General features: G+C 36.1%; 20 protein-coding genes and 1 riboswitch. Of the genes, 6 read left to right on the top strand and 14 right to left on the bottom strand.

Translation table 11 applies throughout. The features are described from left to right. Positions 1–155 precede the first annotated feature (155 nt). On the top strand, positions 156–1,349 hold the full coding sequence (locus BN1225_RS01870; RefSeq protein ID WP_041138146.1) for an acetate/propionate family kinase: 1,194 nt from the start codon (positions 156–158) through the stop codon (positions 1,347–1,349). Between the two features lie 23 nt (positions 1,350–1,372). Here the strand turns inward: BN1225_RS01870 and BN1225_RS01865 are convergent, their stop codons facing one another. After that, a complete protein-coding gene (locus BN1225_RS01865) occupies positions 1,373–1,897 on the bottom strand; it encodes a hypothetical protein (RefSeq protein ID WP_041138145.1) in 525 nt (174 codons plus the stop codon). Positions 1,898–2,136: 239 nt separating this feature from the next. Here BN1225_RS01865 and BN1225_RS01860 point away from each other — a divergent pair, with 239 nt between their 5' ends. After that, a complete protein-coding gene (locus BN1225_RS01860) occupies positions 2,137–3,363 on the top strand; it encodes a hypothetical protein (protein WP_041138144.1) in 1,227 nt (408 codons plus the stop codon). 23 nt (positions 3,364–3,386) lie between these two features. Here the strand turns inward: BN1225_RS01860 and BN1225_RS01855 are convergent, their stop codons facing one another. Further along, positions 3,387–3,770, bottom strand: a complete 384-nt coding sequence (locus tag BN1225_RS01855) for a metal-dependent transcriptional regulator (RefSeq protein WP_041138143.1) — start codon at positions 3,768–3,770, stop codon at positions 3,387–3,389. A gap of 99 nt (positions 3,771–3,869) precedes the next feature. On the opposite strand from BN1225_RS01855, the gene BN1225_RS01850 reads away from it, so the two are divergent. After that, positions 3,870–4,661: a ZIP family metal transporter gene (locus tag BN1225_RS01850; RefSeq protein ID WP_041138142.1), complete on the top strand. Its 792-nt coding sequence runs from the start codon at positions 3,870–3,872 to the stop codon at positions 4,659–4,661. Positions 4,662–4,732: 71 nt separating this feature from the next. Here the strand turns inward: BN1225_RS01850 and BN1225_RS01845 are convergent, their stop codons facing one another. From BN1225_RS01845 to BN1225_RS01830, 4 genes are all read right to left on the bottom strand, one after another. Next, positions 4,733–5,911, bottom strand: a complete 1,179-nt coding sequence (locus BN1225_RS01845; protein WP_041138141.1) for a cation:proton antiporter — start codon at positions 5,909–5,911, stop codon at positions 4,733–4,735. A gap of 44 nt (positions 5,912–5,955) precedes the next feature. Continuing rightward, positions 5,956–6,030, bottom strand: a riboswitch (Fluoride riboswitch). A gap of 131 nt (positions 6,031–6,161) precedes the next feature. Continuing rightward, the gene (locus tag BN1225_RS01840; RefSeq protein WP_041138140.1) at positions 6,162–6,806 is read right to left on the bottom strand and encodes an HAD family hydrolase; all 645 of its coding nucleotides are present in this window, start codon (positions 6,804–6,806) and stop codon (positions 6,162–6,164) included. A gap of 59 nt (positions 6,807–6,865) precedes the next feature. After that, positions 6,866–7,243, bottom strand: a complete 378-nt coding sequence (locus tag BN1225_RS01835; RefSeq protein ID WP_041138139.1) for a VOC family protein — start codon at positions 7,241–7,243, stop codon at positions 6,866–6,868. 216 nt (positions 7,244–7,459) lie between these two features. After that, positions 7,460–9,220 carry an ABC transporter ATP-binding protein gene (locus tag BN1225_RS01830; RefSeq protein ID WP_052466310.1) on the bottom strand — a complete coding sequence of 587 codons (1,761 nt, stop codon included), beginning with the start codon at positions 9,218–9,220 and terminating at the stop codon, positions 7,460–7,462. An 85-nt stretch (positions 9,221–9,305) separates the two neighbouring features. On the opposite strand from BN1225_RS01830, the gene BN1225_RS01825 reads away from it, so the two are divergent. Then, positions 9,306–10,229, top strand: a complete 924-nt coding sequence (locus BN1225_RS01825) for a Na/Pi cotransporter family protein (protein ID WP_052466219.1) — start codon at positions 9,306–9,308, stop codon at positions 10,227–10,229. On the opposite strand, the gene BN1225_RS01820 is transcribed toward BN1225_RS01825, so the two are convergent. Continuing rightward, positions 10,211–10,732, bottom strand: a complete 522-nt coding sequence (locus BN1225_RS01820) for a transcription repressor NadR (RefSeq protein ID WP_041138137.1) — start codon at positions 10,730–10,732, stop codon at positions 10,211–10,213. The genes BN1225_RS01825 and BN1225_RS01820 overlap by 19 nt on opposite strands. Positions 10,733–10,901: 169 nt before the next feature. Between BN1225_RS01820 and BN1225_RS01815 the strand changes: the two genes are divergently transcribed. Next, a complete protein-coding gene (locus tag BN1225_RS01815) occupies positions 10,902–11,966 on the top strand; it encodes a branched-chain amino acid aminotransferase (protein WP_041138136.1) in 1,065 nt (354 codons plus the stop codon). Between the two features lie 97 nt (positions 11,967–12,063). On the opposite strand, the gene feoB is transcribed toward BN1225_RS01815, so the two are convergent. The 7 genes from feoB to htpG all read right to left on the bottom strand — a co-directional run bounded on the left by feoB (position 12,064) and on the right by htpG (position 18,624). Then, the gene (feoB, locus tag BN1225_RS01810; protein ID WP_041138135.1) at positions 12,064–14,079 is read right to left on the bottom strand and encodes a ferrous iron transport protein B; all 2,016 of its coding nucleotides are present in this window, start codon (positions 14,077–14,079) and stop codon (positions 12,064–12,066) included. After that, a complete protein-coding gene (locus BN1225_RS01805) occupies positions 14,076–14,303 on the bottom strand; it encodes a FeoA family protein (protein ID WP_041138134.1) in 228 nt (75 codons plus the stop codon). The genes feoB and BN1225_RS01805 overlap by 4 nt, the downstream gene beginning before the upstream one ends. Positions 14,304–14,357: 54 nt before the next feature. Beyond that, on the bottom strand, positions 14,358–15,053 hold the full coding sequence (locus BN1225_RS01800; RefSeq protein WP_041138133.1) for a YjjG family noncanonical pyrimidine nucleotidase: 696 nt from the start codon (positions 15,051–15,053) through the stop codon (positions 14,358–14,360). Next, entirely contained in the window at positions 15,040–15,615 is a 576-nt protein-coding gene (locus BN1225_RS01795) for a xanthine phosphoribosyltransferase (RefSeq protein WP_041138132.1), read from the bottom strand. Before BN1225_RS01795 ends, BN1225_RS01800 begins: the two co-directional genes overlap by 14 nt. A 193-nt stretch (positions 15,616–15,808) precedes the next feature. After that, positions 15,809–16,450, bottom strand: coding sequence for a lactate utilization protein (locus BN1225_RS01790; RefSeq protein ID WP_041138131.1), 642 nt, complete (start codon positions 16,448–16,450; stop codon positions 15,809–15,811). 72 nt (positions 16,451–16,522) lie between these two features. Further along, positions 16,523–16,651, bottom strand: coding sequence for a hypothetical protein (locus BN1225_RS15030; RefSeq protein WP_278247256.1), 129 nt, complete (start codon positions 16,649–16,651; stop codon positions 16,523–16,525). A gap of 65 nt (positions 16,652–16,716) precedes the next feature. Then, positions 16,717–18,624 carry a molecular chaperone HtpG gene (gene htpG, locus BN1225_RS01785; RefSeq protein ID WP_041138130.1) on the bottom strand — a complete coding sequence of 636 codons (1,908 nt, stop codon included), beginning with the start codon at positions 18,622–18,624 and terminating at the stop codon, positions 16,717–16,719. 238 nt (positions 18,625–18,862) lie between these two features. Here htpG and BN1225_RS13970 point away from each other — a divergent pair, with 238 nt between their 5' ends. Next, positions 18,863–20,170, top strand: a complete 1,308-nt coding sequence (locus BN1225_RS13970) for a patatin-like phospholipase family protein (RefSeq protein ID WP_052466217.1) — start codon at positions 18,863–18,865, stop codon at positions 20,168–20,170. The last annotated feature ends 26 nt before the right edge of the window (positions 20,171–20,196 follow it).

The following is a 20,196-nucleotide window of genomic DNA, read 5'->3' as shown; positions in this document are numbered from 1 at the left end:
ATTTCCTATACGTTTAATAAAAATGATAGAAAAAATAAAAACTTAATAGATTGCTTTTTTATAGGCGGCTTGTTAAATAATTAACACATTTTAGTATGGTCTTTTCTTATAAATAGGCATATAATAGAATTGATTTTAAAAAAAGGGGTGTATTTATGGCAAAAATTATTTCTGTTAATGCAGGAAGTTCATCATTAAAATTCCGTTTATTTGAAATGGATGACGAAACTCCGATCACTTCTGGGGTTATCGAAAGAATCGGATTTGACGATGCGATCTTCACAATCAAATATAACGGTGAAAAAGACGTAAAAACCTTACCAATCAAAGATCATAAAGTAGCCGTACAGTTGTTATTGGAAGCTTTGATTGATAAAAAAATTGTAAATTCATTAGACGAAATCAAAGGGGTAGGTCACCGTGTCGTTCATGGTGGAGAATACTTCAGTTCTTCTGCTATCTTTGATCAAGATACAGCTGATAAGATCGATGCGATCAGAGCGTTGGCACCTTTACATAACCCAGCACATTTAACTGGTTATTATGCATTTAAAGAAGCCATTCCAACTGCTGGAGCAGTTGCGGTATTTGATACAGCGTTCCACCAAACGATGGAGCCAAGTTCATATATCTATCCAATTCCATATAAATATTACACTGAAAACAAAGTAAGAAAATACGGGGCACATGGGACTAGCCACTTCTATGTATCACAAAAAGTAATTGAAAAATTAGGAAATCCAGAACATTCAAAAATCATTGTTTGTCATTTAGGTGCAGGCGGAAGTTTAAGTGCGGTTAAAGATGGAAAGTCAATCAATACTTCAATGGGATTAACCCCATTAGCGGGAATTATGATGGGAACACGTTCTGGTGACGTTGATCCTTCTATTATCTCTTATATTTGTGAACAAACAAATATTTCTGTAGAAGAAATGATTGATATTTTGAATAAACAATCTGGTCTATTAGGGGTTTCCGGAGTGTCAAGTGACTTTAGAGATGTTGAAAAGGCAATGCAGGAAGGTAATGAAAGAGCTAAATTGGCAAGACAGATTTTCGTAAGACGTGTCGCTGATTATATCGGACGTTACTTCGTTCAAATGGGCGGATGTGATGCTATTGCTTTTACAGCCGGAATCGGTGAAAACTCATTCAGTGGTCGTCATGATATCTTAGAAGCAATCAAAGAAGCTTTAGGTATTCAAATCAATGAAGACATCAACCATGAAGCCATCGGAGAAGAAGCATTGATCAGTACACCTGAATCAAAGATTAAAGTATTTGTTATTCCTACAGATGAAGAATTAGTCATCGCTAGAGATACGAAACGTTTATTAAACTTATAATAAAAAGAGCCTTGGCTCTTTTTTTATTTCAGTAAATTATTTTCCACAAATTCTTTTATCACTTCCCGATCGGTAAAAACAGGACAAAACGGTTTTCTTAAATCTAATCGCTGCATATCAATAGAACGTATATCACTAAGTTGTATTCTGCTTTTTAATCTTTTCCCATAATATTCAATTTCTATATCCATCTCAAACTGAGGATGGCACGGTTTAGAATCTTTTTTTATAGATGTACTCGGAATAACTAATGCTTTATATCCCAAATCTTTTAGTACATAGCACCAATGACCATCCATCAGTTCTTTTGGGAATCCACGTCCAATATTGAAGTATGCCATTTGATGTTCCTTAGGGCGATCATGCAGACGATAGTAAGTGCTGGCGCTTTCACCCGAACCTTTAGGGACAAGATTACAGTAAAAATACTCTAATTGATTGGTTAAATGCAGCAGTGAACAACAATATTTTTCAACATCATACATACCTGTTTCTTTAATATGAGATAGGGATTTACTGATTTCAAATAAATCTTCATTCATACCCATAAAATCATCCTCCTAATTCACTATTCATAATTTTTCTCTTATTTACTACACTTTCAGTATTCACTCTTTTTCCGATTTCATTCATATCTTTCCAAAAGTAAATTCCCAAGAATTCTTCAAAAAACGATTCAATCCTTAACTTTCTTTCTATATTAGTAAATAATTCCTGTTATAAAATGACTTTAAAAATTTATTTTTATAAGAAACAGTGTTATAATGTTGTACAGGAGGGCAAAGTTATGACAAAAGTAGATTTAAGTGGTTATGCAAAAAAATTTGAGGATGATGTGACATCTTTCAACGATTATGAAGCGACAGATTATGTACGCTCATTAAAAAACGAGGGGTTGCTTGATGAAGCGATTGAAGTTGGCAGTACTTTCCGTTCAATGTGCCCAAACTTAAAAGGATATATCAACCAATATGGATATGCCTTATACAATAAACATATCAATATCCCGGTAAATAAAATTTCTGAAAATGAATTTCTATTCTTCAGTTTTGCCAATGATATTTTGGGAATGTGCAAACAAGAGAAGTACTCTCCGTATGAAGTCACTGTCAATCGTATGATTAAGTACATTACTTCACAAAATCCGATCAACTATGACAAGTATCTTGAAACATTAAAATTGTTAGATCCAAAGTTATTATCGGATCAGCCATTGCTGATTAAAGAAAGAAATCAGGAAGGGGAATCGCCATTAGAAAGATGGTATCGCCAAATGGTTAAAGTCCATTATGATATGAAAAACTACAAGGATTGTATCACTTATGCAAATAATGCATTAGCAATGATCCACAATTTCCATTATCGTAATTTACAATGGATCAAGTATTATCGTGCATGCAGTCAAGTCGCTTTAGGCAACTATGAAGAAGGTCAGCGTGATTTCTTGGCATTGCAGGGACAAATCAGAGATATTAATTTCTATGAAGTGCTTTACACAACGTATTCTTCATTAAATGATGATAAGAAAGCTAACACATTCTTGCTTTATGACCTCTATCAAAGCGGCTATGATGTAAGCAAAATCGGTTTATTTGAAAATCTATTAAAGGCATGTCAGAAAGCGGAATATACTGCTTTAGCTGATCTTGTTTCTTTATTCTTAAAGAAGATGGAAAAAGAAGCAGGAAAAATCTCAGAAATTGAAAATGATCCTTATGCCAATGAAGACAGCGGAATCATTTATGATCGTATGATGGAAGAATTGACAGCTCATTTAGATAAGCTTGTGGAACGTGTTCAAGGTAAAGTCATTTACTACAATAAAGAAAAACAATTCGGAAACATCAAGACACCTCAAGATGATACGATTTTCTTTAGACAAGCAGATTATATATATGATGAAGAAGTACAAAAATATGATGTTGTGGAGTATACGGTAATACCGGCATATGACCGTAAAAAAGATGAACAAACAAGTCGTGCAGTGTTATTGACACTTGAATATTCAGACTAAAAAGAAGGGGCCCACCCCTTCTTTTATTTATAGTAATTATTTTTTATTAAAAATGCTTTCATCTTACTTACCGAATAATCGCTAATGACATGTTCGATCAAGCAGGCATCTTCACTTGCCTGTTCTTCTTCTATTTCCAACACCTTTTCAAATAATAATTGAATGACATGGTGTTTTTCACATATAAATTTAGCTTTTTCTTCACCCGCAGGAGTAAGTAGGATATCATGATATTTCTCATTAATCACAAGCCCATATTCAGCTAATACGTTCATGGCATTATTCACGCTTGCTTTGCTTACATTTTTCTTTTTAGCAATATCACTGACTCTGGCTTTTTTGCCGTTTTGCTGGAACTCATAGATGATTTCCAAATAATTTTCCATTGCGATTGTAATTTCGCCCATAATATCACTCCTTGTGCTTAGAATACCATATTTTTAAACGTTCTACAAGTTTCACTCTTTTTTTATTTATGGCATATTCTATAGGGAACGGAGGAAAATATGGGACAACTACTTGCTTTACCCGCTTTACTGATTGTATTTCTATGCTCATTATTTAACTGGTTTTCGACTTTTCTTGGCTCAACCCTGGTCTATTTAGTGAATGAACATCATCACAAGCTTAATGAAATTGCTTTGGGAAGTTCATCGGGTATCATGATTGCCGCTACTTTCTTTTCTTTATTAATGCCTGCAATCGATTTATTAGAAGGACAGCCAAAATATTTTCTAGGTTTTTTACCGGTCGCTTTTATGGTCGGTGCGATCTTTGTCGGTTTGATGGATCGTTATTTGCCGCATGAACATCTTTTGACCCACGAAACGGAAGGAAGATCATCACATTTTTCCAGAGCAAAGCTGTTAATGTTTGCCATGACACTGCACAATATTCCCGAGGGTCTTGCAGTAGGCGTAGCTTTTGCAAACCCTAATCCGGAAGCACGAATCGCCGCATTGATCCTCTCTATTGGGATCGGAATTCAGAACTTCCCTGAAGGATTAGCCATTTCTTTACCGATGCATCAAGCCGGAACCTCAAAATTTAAGGCCATGATGTATGGGCAATATTCAGCAATGGTCGAGGTACCGGCCGCATTGCTGGGATATTTAGCCGCAACTATTTTCAGTTCAATTCTTCCTTACGCCCTAGCCTTTGCCGGTGGTGCTATGTTGTTTGTGGTCGTTGAAGAGTTAATTCCCGAAAGCAAAAAGAATGACGCAACAATCCTAGGATCGCTTACCTGTATGATGGGATTTATTATTATGATGGCTCTCGATATCTTACTAGGATAAACCATATAAAAGAACTGATTTTTTAAGGTCAGTTCTTTTATATCCATTAGATTGGTAAGTAAATACATAGTTTAACCTTTATCCAATAAACGTGGATACGTGTAATCAATGAAAAATGCACCAAGCGGAGCTGTAATGAGAATAGCCAAAACGGCAACAGTGAATACAATATTGCCACACCCTAATCCCATAGCCAAAGGCACACCGCCAATAGCGGCTTGTACTGTTGCTTTTGGTGTATACGCAATCATACAAAATAAGCGTTCTTTTTTATTTAATTTGGTTTTTATCAAACAGAGCCAAACCCCGAACATTCTAAAGATAAGGACAGCCAAAATTAGAATTATCGCCATTTTCCCCGCTGACAATGCATATTTTAGATCAACCGTTGCGCCTACTAAAACAAAAAGCATAATTTCCGACACTACCCATAGCTTATTAAATTTTGCGGATAATCGTAAAGCAACCTGACTATAACGATTTTGTAAAGTAGTTCCCATACTCATAATCGCAATCAAAGCTGAAAAAGGAATAACCTTTGAAAATCGATCCTCAAGACTCACCAATATAAAGGCAAGACATAACAATATCATTACTTTTACTGTATCACGGATATGAATAATTTTAAAATATTTAGTAAGGATTCTGCCGACCATCATACCGATCCATGCGCCTATAACGATGGAAACAGGTATATGAATGAGATGCATGATGGATACTGCTTCTCCTTGAGCAAGACTCGTAAAAGCCGAAAATATAACAATCACAAAAACATCATCTACCGATGCCCCGGCTAGGATCAGCTGAGGAATCCTATTTTTAGCCCCATAGCCCTCCTCCATCAGTTTGAGCATCTTAGGGACGATGACAGCAGGAGAAACAGCCGCTACAACGGCTCCCATAATAGCCGCATCTAATAAAGAGATACCTAATAATTTTGGTGCTAAGACCATCATGCCCAACATTTCAAAACAAGCCGGGATGAAGCACATCAATATTGCGGGTCTTCCAACTTTCTTTAAATCATCGAGATCTAATGATAATCCTGCCCTCATCAAAATAATGATTAAGGCAATTCTTCTTAAATCTGAAGACATACTAAGAATCGAACTATCAATGCCATTCAACATATAAGGTCCAAGGAATACCCCGGTGAAAAGCATTCCCATCAAACTAGGTAATCTCATCCGTTTACAGAGCCACCCCATAAACATCCCAAACATTAAAATATAAGCAATACTTAACAGCATATAATCTCCTCCTTCGACAAAAAAAGCTAATGCACCCTACATTATAAAATGTAGAAGTCATTAGCTTTTAAGCAGTTTTAGTTTCATCACTATGGGAGAACTTCATTCCCATAGAAAGTATAAAATTTAATCAAAGGTTTGTCAATAAAAAATAAGTTCATTGTAATTTAAGGAATTATCATATCATAGAATTGACATTTTCCTGGGAAATATTACAAATTTTTATACACATATACCGACTATGTGAAGTTTATAATGCATGCAGAACAGCCATTAATTCATTCAAATCTTTCGCGATATAATCTGCTTGGTATTCTTTCATTTCCTCTAAATCACCATAACCATATAAAACGCCGACCGCTTTCAATTTATTTTGATGTGCTCCGACAATATCATGCTGACGATCCCCTATCATCACAGCCGTATTGGGATCCGTAATCTTTAATTGATCTAATGCATAGGCAATGACATCTCCCTTTTTAGAACGACTGCTGTCCATCGTAGCACCGCAGATCTTAGTAAAATAATGGGATAAGTGAAAATGCTCCAAGATCTTTTCAGCGAATGTTTCGGGTTTACTTGTTGCGACGGCTAATATATACCCTTCGTTTTTCAACGCAGCGAGAAATTGATCCATCCCTTCATATACTACATTTTCAAACAGACCTTTTTCACTGAAATATTCACGATAATATCCAACGGCTTCTTGTGCTTTTTCCTGATCAAATCCATAATAATCCATAAAGCTGTCAACTAACGGAGGTCCGATAAAGCGCAGTAAATTTTGATATTCTTCCTCAATTCCATAATGTTTTAATGCATAGCTTACAGCGTTCGTAATCCCGAGTGCGGGATCCGTTAATGTTCCATCCAAATCAAATAAAATTGTGTTCATCTTTATGCCTCCGTTTCTTTTCGTCATATTCTATCATAAATCATTAAAAAAAGAAATGCTTATTTGTCTTCTCTTAACAAATAGGCATTTCCATCTTGATCATAGAAGGTAAACATCTTTCCATAAGGCATATCGACTACCGGATCAACCTTTACCCCACGGTCTGTCAGCATTTGAAAGGTAAACATCACATCAGGACTTGAAAGTAAAATGGATGGATGTCCAAGGTTGGTATCTGGGTTTTGTTGTTTCATCATGTCCTTATCATAAAGAACAAAACTGGTTTGCGCATCCTTTGGACAAACTTCCAGCCAATAATGATTTTCTCCCATCGGTTGTTTCATCTTCACTTTAAAATCTAATTTTTCTACCCAGAAGCGTTCTGCTTCTTCTTGATCATGTACATATAATGTAATTTTTGAAATCGTTTTAATCATGTTATCATCTCCCTTTTTAGCGTGGCTGTTTTCTTCTTATTTAAACATAAGATCGATGATTATGAGAAAAATAATGAATGTAAACATATAGATTAGAGCACTATTTAGTATCAATAAATCAAAACTTTAACTGATATTTAATACATACACATCGTATTGTATTGAAGTATGACAGCCATTAGTATAAAAGCAAAAAAACGGATTCATTGATCCGCTTTAATCTTTAAACTGCATATTATACAATTTAGCATATTCCCCGTCTTTAGCCAGCAGTGTTTCATGATCGCCTTGTTCAGCGATACCGTCTTCTGTCAATACGATAATACGTTTGGCGTTTTTAATCGTTGACAAACGATGGGCAATTACAAATGTTGTACGATTCTGTGCCAGTTTTTCCAATGATTCCTGTACTACTCTTTCGCTTTCATTATCCAAAGCACTGGTTGCTTCATCAAAAATTAAGATCGGTGGATTCTTCAAGAATACACGGGCAATCGATAAACGCTGTTTTTGTCCGCCGGATAATTTTACGCCACGCTGACCACAGTCCGTATTATATCCTTCCGGCAGTTCCATAATGAAATCATGTGCATTTGCATTTTTAGCGGCTTGAATGATTTCTTCATCAGTTGCATCCGGTTTACCATAGCGAATGTTATCCATGATTGTTCCAGCAAACAAATATACATCCTGCTGAACGATTCCGATATTTTGTCTCAGGGATTTTAAAGTGACGTCTTTAATATTTTGATGATCGATCAAAATTTGTCCTTCACTCACTTCATAGAAACGTGGAATCAAACTGCAGATTGTTGTTTTCCCGGCTCCGGAAGATCCTACTAAGGCAATGTATTCTCCACACTCAACATGCAGATTGATATCTTTTAAAACATAGTCCAATCCCTCTTTATATTTGAATCCGACATGTTCAAAAGTGACTTCACCTTTGACTTGTTTTAATTCGATTGCATTCGGCTGATCTTGAATATCTGGTTCAATTTCCAACATTTCCAAGAAACGATTGAATCCAGTGATCCCTTCAGCAAACTGTTCAGTAAAGTTAATCAGTTTTTTTACCGGATCGATCAAGTTATTGATATATAAAATGAAAGCAATCAAGTCCGGCGTCGACATCTGTTGTTTCCCAATTAAAACAGACCCGACAATAATCACAGTGACTGTAATCATACTGATAAAAGCACTTAGCCCTGAATGATAGCCACCCATATACTTATAACTGTTTTTCTTGCTTAATACGTACTGATTATTGTTGTAAGCGAATTTTTCTTTTTCCTTTTCCTCATTCGCAAAAGACTGTACGACACGTATCCCGGAAAGATTATCTTCAATACGGGCATTGATATCCCCAATCTTACGTTTATTGTTGGTAAAGGCTTGATTCATCTTCTTATTAAAATAAGAAGCAAAGATGACCATGATCGGCAAGAAAGCAAAGACGATCAGTGTTAATTGAACATCGATAGTCATCAAGATAATGAATGCCCCGATAAATTTAATCAATGAGATCAGTAAGTCTTCCGGTCCATGATGATACAGCTCTGTCAATGAGAATAAGTCATTAGTTAAACGTGACATCAACTGCCCGGTTTTTTGATCATCATAGAAACTAAAAGATAGTTTCTGATAATGAGCAAACAATTCGGAACGCAGATCACGTTCCATTTTAGCCCCCATGACATGTCCTTGATATGCGATAAAGTAGTTACAAATATACTCTACAGCTACTAAAACAATCATAAAGATACCAAGTTTATAGATGGTATTGAATTCGATTGGCTCTGTCTGCAAGATGGTTCCGGTAATATAGCGTGTGACCATTGGGAATACCAAGGTCACGCCTGCGGCAATACTGGCACATATCATATCAGCGATAAATAAAGCTTTATATGGTCGATAATAAGAGATAAATTTCTTAAATTTCTTCACATTTTTCCCTCCCCTGTTTACTGGATACATTTTACAAGATTTTAAAGCAAATATCAACATAACCTCACAAAATATTTAGGTACCTCTCACATATAATGAATAAAGGAGGTGCCCTATGTTTATTTTATCTATTTTATCCGGGTTAGCGTTATTTTTATTTAGTATTACTCAAATTTCATCACTCTTAAAAAGTTGTGTAACAGATTCTGCCAAATTAAAAATTTCAAAATATGCTGATAATCCTTTCTTGTCATTATTAGCGGGAACTGTATTAACAGGCACAATTCAATCCAGTTCGGGGACAACGGCAATCATTATTTCTTTGATTCGTGCTGATATCGTTACCTTTAAGCAAAGCATAGGTTTTATCATGGGAGCCAATCTGGGAACAACAGTGACAGCATTTATCACCGGTATCGAGATTCAAGGTTTAGCTCCGCTTTGTTTGATTTTAGGCATCGCTTTTTATATGATAAAAAAAGACTCCAAACTTGCGTTAGGAATCTTCTATTTTGGTCTTTTATTTTTTGGAATCACATTGATGGAAAGTGAACTCGTTAAGATTCTTGAATTTCCTCAAATTCAAGGATTAATTCTATTGATGTCTCAACATAAGTTATTTTCATTCATTTTCGGTATTCTGCTGACAACGTGCATTCAGTCATCAAGTGCGTTTGTTGCGTTAATTCAGCAGTTATGTTTTTTGAATATCATTAATTTACCGATCGCATTATTCATGATTACCGGCAGCAATGTAGGAACGACCATCACCGCCTATATTGCCAGTCTTGGCGGCAGCAAAGAAAGCAAAATGGCAGCAATGTACCATTTTCTCTTTAACTTGATCGGCGCAGTTGTCTTTATTATCTTCTATATTCCGATCTATAACTATATCTTAACCTTTGTTGTTCCCGTGAAAATGCAGTTGGCCATCTTTCATGCCCTATTCAATCTGGTATCCATCATTGCCATCATGCCGTTTAATAATATGATCTCTAAATTAATCGAAAAAATGTTTCACTATTCCTCTTTTTCATAGAGCAAATGGGATTGGCGCAAATGGGTTTCAATACGCTGAAGTGTTTCTATGTCTTTGGCACGGATCGTATGAAGATGAACCCCATTAGACAAATTGGAAAGAAGCGGTGCTTCCTGAGCCTGACAGCTTTCAATAAATTCTCGGACATCATGACGTGTCACTAAATGAAGATTACCACGCAGTTCGCCATATAGGGCATGTTCGATAAGAACATCGACCACTTCTCCGCCCTCATCGACAATAATATTTAATTCTTCTTCCATTTCATCACGAGTATGAATACAGGCAATTTGAGCGGTAATTCCTTCTTCTTTAACTTCTTCTAATAAGTAGCCGCGTGGGGTCGCAAAAATCTTTTCTCCGCTTGCTCGCAGCAAAGCAATATCCCCAACAATCAATTGACGGCTGACTCCCAGCATTTTTCCTAGTTTTCCGGCACTTAAAGGTGCTTTTGTCTCTCTAATCAATTCTAAAACTTTTGCCTGACGTAATTCTTTGTCCATATCTTCACCCCTACTTCCCATTATAGCAAGCTTTTAAATTAATTAAAACAGATATTTTTTGTGAGAAAGCGAAATATTATAAAAATATTTAGATAATAGGAATAAACTATTGAAAAGTCTAATAAAAAAGCGTATTATTACTTATAATCATTAAAAAAGGGGATTATATATGGATATCAAGATAACACGCAGTACACATTTAAAAGATAAACCAGATCAGAATCATCTTGGTTTTGGAAATTATTTTACCGATCATATGCTGACGATTGATTGGGATGAGGGACAAGGCTGGCACGATGCCAGAATTACGCCTTATGAACCGATCGCTATGGACCCTGCCGCTATGGTGCTGCATTATGCACAGGAAACTTTTGAAGGATTAAAAGCTTATCGTAATCCAAACGGCGATATCTTACTGTTTAGACCGGAAATGAATGCACGAAGAATGATTAATTCCAATGCTCGTTTGTGTATGCCGGCTTTACCGGAGGAAATGTTTATTGAAGCGGTTGAAGCAATCGTTAAATATGAACAGGACTGGATTCCTACCGCACCGGATACATCACTTTACATTCGTCCATTTATGTATGCCGCTCAGCCAAGTGTCGGTGTGCATCCGGCAAACAGCTATAAATTCATCATTATCCTTTCACCGGTAGGTGCTTATTATCCAGAAGGGGTCAATCCAATTAAAATCTGGGTAGAAGATGAGTATGTACGCGCGGTCAAAGGCGGAACCGGCTTTACAAAATGCGGTGGGAACTATGCGGCCAGCGTAGCAGCACAAGTCAAAGCAGAACAAAACGGTTATACGCAGGTATTATGGCTGGATGGTGTTCATCGTAAATATGTAGAAGAAGTCGGAACGATGAATATTATGTTTTATATCGGTGATGAGATTATCACTGCTCCAATCGATGGTTCGGTACTTCCGGGAGTAACACGTGATTCTATGCTGAGACTGCTTAAAGACTGGGGATACAAAGTCTCTGAAAGAGAATTAAGCATCGATGACCTTATGGAAGCCGGACATAACGGCACTTTAAAAGAAGTGTTCGGAACCGGAACCGCAGCCGTTATTTCTCCGGTTGGCGAACTGAATTACCAAGGGGATATCGTCACTATTAACGATTTTAAAACCGGACCGTTGACACAACGTTTGTATGATACATTAACAGGTATTCAATGGGGAAAAATAGAAGATCCATATCAGTGGACAAGAATCATAAAGTAAAAGAGATGCACTGGCATCTCTTTTTTATATACTTATGTTAGCAAGTACAATGTAACATATATTTTTATTATTTTGTCATTTTTTCTAAACTAGAAAGCTACATCAACAGGGATGAAAGCTGATAAACGACGAGTGAAACCACATAGGCTGTACCGGTTTGAAACAAGGCACAATACAGGGCTTCCTTTAAGGATCCCAGTTCTTTTTTAGTAGCCGCAAAGGCTGCGACACAAGGCATATAGAGAACCGTAAACACTAAAAAAGCAAAGGCACTCTGAGGGGTAAAGATCGTTTGCAGCATTTGACTTAACATCATTGAATTGTCGCTTCCAAGCAGAACAGTCAGCGTCGATACAACCGATTCTTTTGCCGTAATCCCGGTAATCAGCGCCGTAGAAGCACGCCAGTCGTCAAAGCCCATCGGTTTAAAGATCGGGGCAACGAAATTTCCGATAGAAGCTAAAATACTGTTTGAACTATCGGCTACCAAAGTAAGATTCCATGAAAAAGACTGTAGGAACCAAATTACCATCGAAGCAATAAAAATGATCGTAAATGCTTTTTTGATGAAGTCTTTTGCTTTTTCCCACATATGCATCAAAACACTTTTATATGAGGGAATACGATATGCCGGCAGTTCCAGTACGAAAGGAACCGGTTCCCCTTTTAACACAGTATTTTTTAATAGTAATCCGGATAGGATTGCGACAAAGATGCCAATGCAATAGATCGTAATCATAACAAGGGCTGCTTTTTGTGAAAAGAATGCCGCTGTAATCATTCCATAGATTGGCAGTTTAGCACTGCATGAAAGAAAAGGTGTCAGCACAATAGTCATTTTACGATCACGTTCAGAGGATAAAGTACGTGTCGCCATGATTGCCGGTACACTGCAGCCAAATCCGATCAGCATGGGAACGAACGAACGTCCCGATAATCCCAGTTTTCTTAAAAACTTATCCATGACAAAAGCAACACGTGCCATATAGCCACTATCCTCTAACAAGGATAAGAAGAAAAACAAGACTACAATGATCGGCATGAAAGATAAGACACTTCCTACCCCACTGCAAATTCCATCAATAATCAATGATTGAAGCAGCTCATTCACCTGCCAAGTTTGCAGTAATCCTGATAGCATTTGATTGAATTGATCAATACCACTTTCTAACAGTTCCTGAAGCGGTCCGCCTATCACACTGAAAGTCAAATAAAAGATTAGGAACATGATCCCAATGAAGATCGGAATTGCTAAATATTTATTGGTCAGTAATTTATCAATCTTTTCCGAACGAATCTGTTCATTTGTTTCGCCCTCTTTAAAGACGCATTGCTGACAAACTTTCTCAATATAATTATAACGCATATCCACGACCGCAGCTTCACGATCGGTTTGCAAATTTTTTTCCATTTCTTCGACTATATGATGAATAATATGGCATTCTTCATCGGTTAGCCCTAATTCCTGTTCCAGCTGTTCATTTCCTTCAATTAAACGTGTCACCACATAACGATTAGGCAAACGCAAACGCTCGGTATGGTCTTCAATTAAATGGCGAATAGCGTGGATTGCACGATGAATTTCACCCGAACAGAAATCCACATGATGAACCGGCGGCTGATTCTTGAGCATTGCATTCACTTGATTCACTAAATCAATAATCCCGTCTCCCTTGCTGGCTGAAATCGGATAAACCGGTATTCCCAACGCTTCGGATAAACCGGAAACATCAATGCTGTTGCCACTTCCCACAACTTCATCCATCATATTTAATGCTATGACCATCGGTATGTTTAACTCCATCATCTGTAAAGTCAGATATAAGTTTCTTTCGATATTGGTCGCATCGATAATATCAATAATCAATTCAGGACGATCTTTCAATAAAAAGTCCGTTGTTACAATCTCTTCTGATGTATAGGGAGTTAAAGAATAAATCCCCGGAAGATCGACGATCGTAATGTCTTTATGACGCTTCATCGTTCCCATCTTTTTTTCAACGGTAACTCCCGGAAAGTTCCCCACATGCTGATTTGATCCGGTCAGTTGGTTAAATAAAGTGGTTTTCCCACAGTTTTGATTTCCGACTAAAGCAATCAAATGTTCCACTATTTTACCCCCTTCACTGTGATCTTAGCTGCATCTTCTTTTCTGATTGTTAATACATAGCTTCTTAAATAAACTTCGATCGGATCTCCCATCGGTGCTATTTTTCTCACCTTTACTAAAGTATTCGGAGTCAATCCCATCTCAAGTAATCTTTTTCTCAATAAGCCTTCTCCCCCGACGGCTTCGACGGTCGCACTTGTTCCCGGCTGTACTAAATCTAACGTCATAATTTCACCCCTTTGCCCTATTATAGCAAAAAAAGTTAAACGCTTCAAACTGTTTTAGGCGCGTTTAACTAATATTTCAAATATATCTTCGATATGTGTGATTTGATAGGTTGGAATCGCAGTCCCCGTCAACGGTTGTTGAGTGGTATTGATCCAGCAACTGTCTAATCCGGCATTATTTGCGCCCTGTATATCGGATGTCAGTGAATCGCCAATCAATAATGTTGTCTTGGGATCAAATGCTTCGATTCTTGAAAAGACTTGATTAAAATAGTCCATGCTTGGCTTTTGTGCATGCAGATCTTCTGACACAAAAACATCTTGAAAATACTGTAACGTCTCTGTTCCTTTCAAACGCTTAAAAGCTGTTTTCGATACCCCATTGGTCACTGCAAATAAACGATAAGAAGAAGATAAGGTTTCCAATGTTGCTTTAGCGTGTGGTATTAAAAAATAGCCATCTGCCAAACCCTCTTGATACGCATTGGCAAAACGGTCATAAGGATAGTCCACGCCTAACTGTTCAAACAGTTGTTTAAAGCGCCCAATCGTCACTTCATCCTTTGTCACCTGCCCCAGTTCAAATGCTTTCCATAACTGATCGTTAATCTGATGATAACGTTTAAACAGCGTCTCATCAACCTCAATGCCAATTTTCTTAAAGGTTTCAATGAAAGAGTGTTCCTCGGCTTTTTTAAAATCAAAGATTACCCCATCTAAATCAAACAATAATGTTTTATAATGATTCATCAAATATTACCCCATTTTCATCTAAGCTTTTTATTTTAGCTAACGAATACAGATCGTATCCTTTTTCTTTAATCAGCAGATGACCATCTTGGAACGTTTTATCAATGACAATTCCAACCCCATCGATAACAGCCCCAGCTTCACGGATGATTTGTTCTACCCCTAAAAATGCTTGACCGTTTGCTAAAAAGTCATCTATAAATAGTATATGATCCTCTTTATCAATTAAATGCTTAGATAAGCAAATTGTGTAAGATTTATTTTTTGTAAATGAAAAAACATGGGATACATACGCTTCCTGCATCGTCGAAGGTTGTGCTTTCTTGATAAAAATCATCGGAACTTCTAATTTTAAAGCACACATCAAAGCCGGCGCAATCCCGCTTGTTTCAATCGTCACTACTTTTGTAATTGGATATTTTTTAAAATAATGATAGAATTCTTCTCCGATCGCTTCCATCAGCTTCGGATCAACCTGATGATTTAAGAAAGAATCGACTTTCAATATTTCTCCATTCATGATCTTTCCTCTTTTACAGATTTCTTCTTCTAACTTCAACATACTTCTTCTCCTTTAAATCATTTTTATACCTGCTTTTCCTCATTAGTGAGATGATCACGAGGTCAGCATTTTAGTTGTTTTGTTATTTCTTTCAGTATGATTAGGATCATCGGTTTGCATAATGCTTGTCTTCACACTGATTTGTTCCATTATACCATAAATCCCATCTGCGTGTTTATAAAAAAAGTTCAGGTTAGTAGCCTAAACTTTCTTTTACTAAAATCACACTGATACGTCCGGGAGTCCCTTGACGCCCAGTCACCACATAGTGAGAACAGATACGGTCTTTTGATTTGCAATGAGCGCAGTGACCAAAATTTGTACAAGGTGTCTCCTTATTTAAACGAATAGCATTTGCCGGTGCCGCCACGTTTTCCACATGCTGAATAGCGGCTTCTAAATCAGAAACAATTTTATTCATTCCTGCCACCACAATGACATGTTTAGGACCAAAAATCAAAGCAGCTGTACGATTCCCTTTTCCATCAACATTATAAAGCAGACCATCCTCGGTGATGGCATTGCTGCTGGTAATCAAGTAATCCGCAAAAAAAGCCTGACGATGCACCTCATCGATCTGTTTGGCTGATAAATTTGGTTCATAGCGATCATTAAAGGTAATCGGCATCCCTCTTAACTGATCGATGATGCCTGTTTCAAATAAAGTCTGACTTCCCCCCACACTGACAGATGTTCCCGGTTTAATCAATTTGCTTATTAATGATCTTAAATCCTCTGCATTTTCTACAATATGTGCCTCCATATTATTTTTAATCAATGCATTTCTAGTCTTTTCTATCTTTAGATCCATCAATGTTTTTAAATTTTGATCCATCTCTTTTCCTCCCTTTTCCGTGTAATAAAAAAGGACTTCCCCAAATGTAATGGGTTACAGTCCTTTATTCATCTATTCACCTGAATTTCTTCTTTCGTTAAAGCATTTATCCATTTCGTTTTCAAGATATTTAATAGATAAAAATGCACCGATCATCGTTGTGATTCCAATTGAAGCCACTTTAAATAATGTAGATTTCATGTGTTTATCCTCCTTAAATTCTTATGAAAACATTATAGCACACTTTTTAATAAATGGTAGGTTTTTTACTGTGCGACTTTTGCCTTAATCATTAATTCACAAATCTTGTTAGAGAATTCGATTGGATCTTCCACATCAAATCCTTCGATCAATAATGCCTGATCATATAATAATTGTGAATAATCTTTGATTTGTTCTTCATCTTTCATTTCTTGTAAAGCATTGAAAATCGGATGGTTTGGATTGATTTCTAAAATCTTTCCGGCTTTCATCGGCATATCTTCCTGTCCTGGCATTTGTGACAGTACTTTTTCCATTTCAAATGAGATACCATCACTGCTGACTAAACAAACAGGATGTGATTTCAAACGTGAAGACACTTTAACATCAACGACTTTATCACCTAATGCTGTTTTGATGGATTCCAACATTTCTTTGTTTTCTTCGTTTTGTTTTTCTAATTCCTTCTTTTCTTCTTCCGTTTCTAAATCTAAATCTCCCTGAGCGATATTTTTAAATGTTTTTTCTTCAAATTCTTGCATCATCTGAATACAGAATTCATCAACATTATCCACCATGTATAAAAGATCATAGCCTTTATCTTTTAATAACTCACATTGCGGTAATTTAGAGATTTTTTCGATTGATTCACCGGAAGCAAAATAAATATGTTTTTGATCTTCTTTCATATGTTCAACATATTCTTTTAAAGTGATCATCTTTTCTTCATTAGCAGAATAGTACATCAATAAATCCTGAAGCAGATCTTTTTTCATTCCATAAGACTGATAGATACCATATTTTAACTGTAAACCAAAGTTCTTATAAAATTCTTCATAGTGTTCTCTGTCATTTTTCAGCATATTAGCAAGTTCAGATTTGATTTTCTTTTCAATACGTCCTTCAATGACTTTTAACTGACGGTCATGCTGTAACATCTCACGTGAAATATTTAAAGATAAGTCTTGAGAATCCACTAACCCTTTCACAAAACGGAAATGTTCAGGAATCAGTTCACTTGCCTTATCCATGATGAAAACCCCTCTTGAATAAAGCTGCAATCCTTTCTCATAATCTTGAGAATAATAGTTCATTGGCGCTTTTGAAGGAATAAATAATAAAGCATCAAAAGAGACATTTCCTTCTACACTCGTATGAATAACTTTTAACGGATCGGTATAATCATTGAATTTGTCTTTATAGAATTCATTATATTCTTCTGCGGTAATATCAGATTTACTGCGTTTCCATAATGGTACCATTGAGTTTAATGTTTTTGTTTCAATGATGTCTTCATATTCATCGCTGTCTTCTTTCTTTTTAGAAGTTGTCATATCCATCATAATCGGATAACGAACATAATCTGAATATTTTTTAACTAAAGACTGTAATGTATATTCATCTAAATATTCATCATAGTTTTCATCATCTGTATTGGATTTTAAATATAGGGTAATCGTAGTTCCATGATCACTCTTCATTGATTTTTCCAATGAATACCCTTCTTCTCCTTCACTGCTCCATAAATAGGCTTCATCTTCACCGTATTTTTTAGATAAGACAGTGACTTTGCTGGCCACCATAAAAGCAGCATAGAAGCCAACTCCAAATTGACCGATAATATCGACATCGCTATTGTTTTCTTCTGATTTCTTAAGTTCTTCTTTAAATGATAAAGAGCCGCTCTTGGCAATCGTACCCAAGTTTTCTTCTAATTCTTCCTTGTTCATCCCGATCCCATGATCGATCAATGTTAAACTGCGTTCGTTCTTATCGATTTTAATTTCAATCTTCAAATCTTCTTTATTAATATCTGATAAGTTTTCCGTTAAGGCTTTATAATACAGTTTATCAGATGCATCTGAAGCATTTGAAATTAATTCTCTTAAAAAGATTTCTTTATGCGTATAAATAGAGTTGATCATTAGATCTAATAAACGTTTTGATTCGGCTTTAAATTGTTTTTTACTCATATCTATTATCCTCCTAGCACTCTTTTATCACATGTGCTAAAGCTATTTTAATACATCTGGTTAGCACCGTCAAGTATTGAGTGCTAATATTTTATATTTTTTTATTCTATCTTCTCATGAAAATGCAAAGTACTGTACGTATGTATTTGCATTCTCTTTTTATATACACACTATTGAAATGAATTTAAGAAATAAATATATAACATTTGTAGTATAATGGAGTTAAGGAGTTGATTTTATGAAAAGAGCATTCGTATTATCCGGTGGTGGGGCAAAAGGAGCTTATGAAGCCGGTTTTCTTAAAGCGATGGATGAATTGGGGATTTATCCGGATATTGTAACCGGCAGTTCGATTGGGGCGCTGAATGGGTGTATGATCGCTCAAAAAGATTATAATGAATTGTTGGAGTTATGGCAGAATATGACGGTGGAACAAGTCGTAAAAGATGGATTCAGTACAGATTTTTCGTTAGATTCCCTTATTTCCAATACAAACTTAATCGTTCCTTTTTTTAAATCCTATATTAATTCTAAAGGAGCAAATATCGAACCTTTGATTAAGATGGTACATCGTCTGGCCAATCAAGATAAATTAAATCAATCTGCCATTGATTTTGGTTTAGTCACAGTAGAATATCCTTCCCTTAAACCAATAGAAATAACGAAGAAACAAATCCCACAGGGACAATTAGCGGATTACCTGATTGCTTCTGCTTCTTGTTTTCCTGCATTTCCGATTCATTATTTTAATGATCATGGCTATATAGATGGCGGATATTATGATAATCTGCCCATTCATCTTGCTTTTAAGATGGGGGCGACGGAAATCATTGCCGTAGAATTGAATGCCAAAACGTTTACTCATGAGGAATATACACATCGTCCTAATATTAAATATATTGCTCCCCTAAATGATAATGGCGGATTTCTGGATTTTGACAGTGATGTATTGGCACATCGCCGGCTTATGGGCTATTATGACACGATGAAGGCGTATGGGCATTATTTAGGGTTCAAGTATACCTTGTATCCCGAAATTGATGACATATTGTGTCAGCATATCTACTACAGTATTCTCGGTTATGAAGCCAAGATTAATCGTGAATCGATTAAAAAACGTATTCGTATTTTTGATATCGTACCGTTTACGCATCTTCTGTTAGAGCATGTGAATAAACTGTCGTTAGATATTCCCGATTATACTTTGATTATTTTGGATATTTTGGCAGAATTATATAAAATAGATCCTTATCAGATTTATCAATTCAACGTTATTAATGAAATGATTGTTGAAAAATTTGAAACCACCTTGAAAGCATGTTGTGATATCTTTCAGACAAAAGGGTATTCAGTAACTCGTTTAACTAAATTTTTAACCGATTTAGGTTCGGAAGAACTGATTTGCTTCATCTATCTAAAACTTGTTGATCAAACATTATGGGAATCCAATTGGATCATGCCAATGTTTTCTAAAGAAACTTTATGTGCCATTTACTTGTATCAATATAAAACGCAAAAAGATCGTCTCCATGGTTTAGCGATATAGCTAAACTTTTTTCATTTTTTGATACT

This window comes from Beduini massiliensis, assembly GCF_000829905.1.
Taxonomy (GTDB): domain Bacteria; phylum Bacillota_I; class Bacilli_A; order Erysipelotrichales; family Coprobacillaceae; genus Beduini; species Beduini massiliensis.
This window is presented reverse-complemented; position numbering and strand designations above follow the sequence as displayed.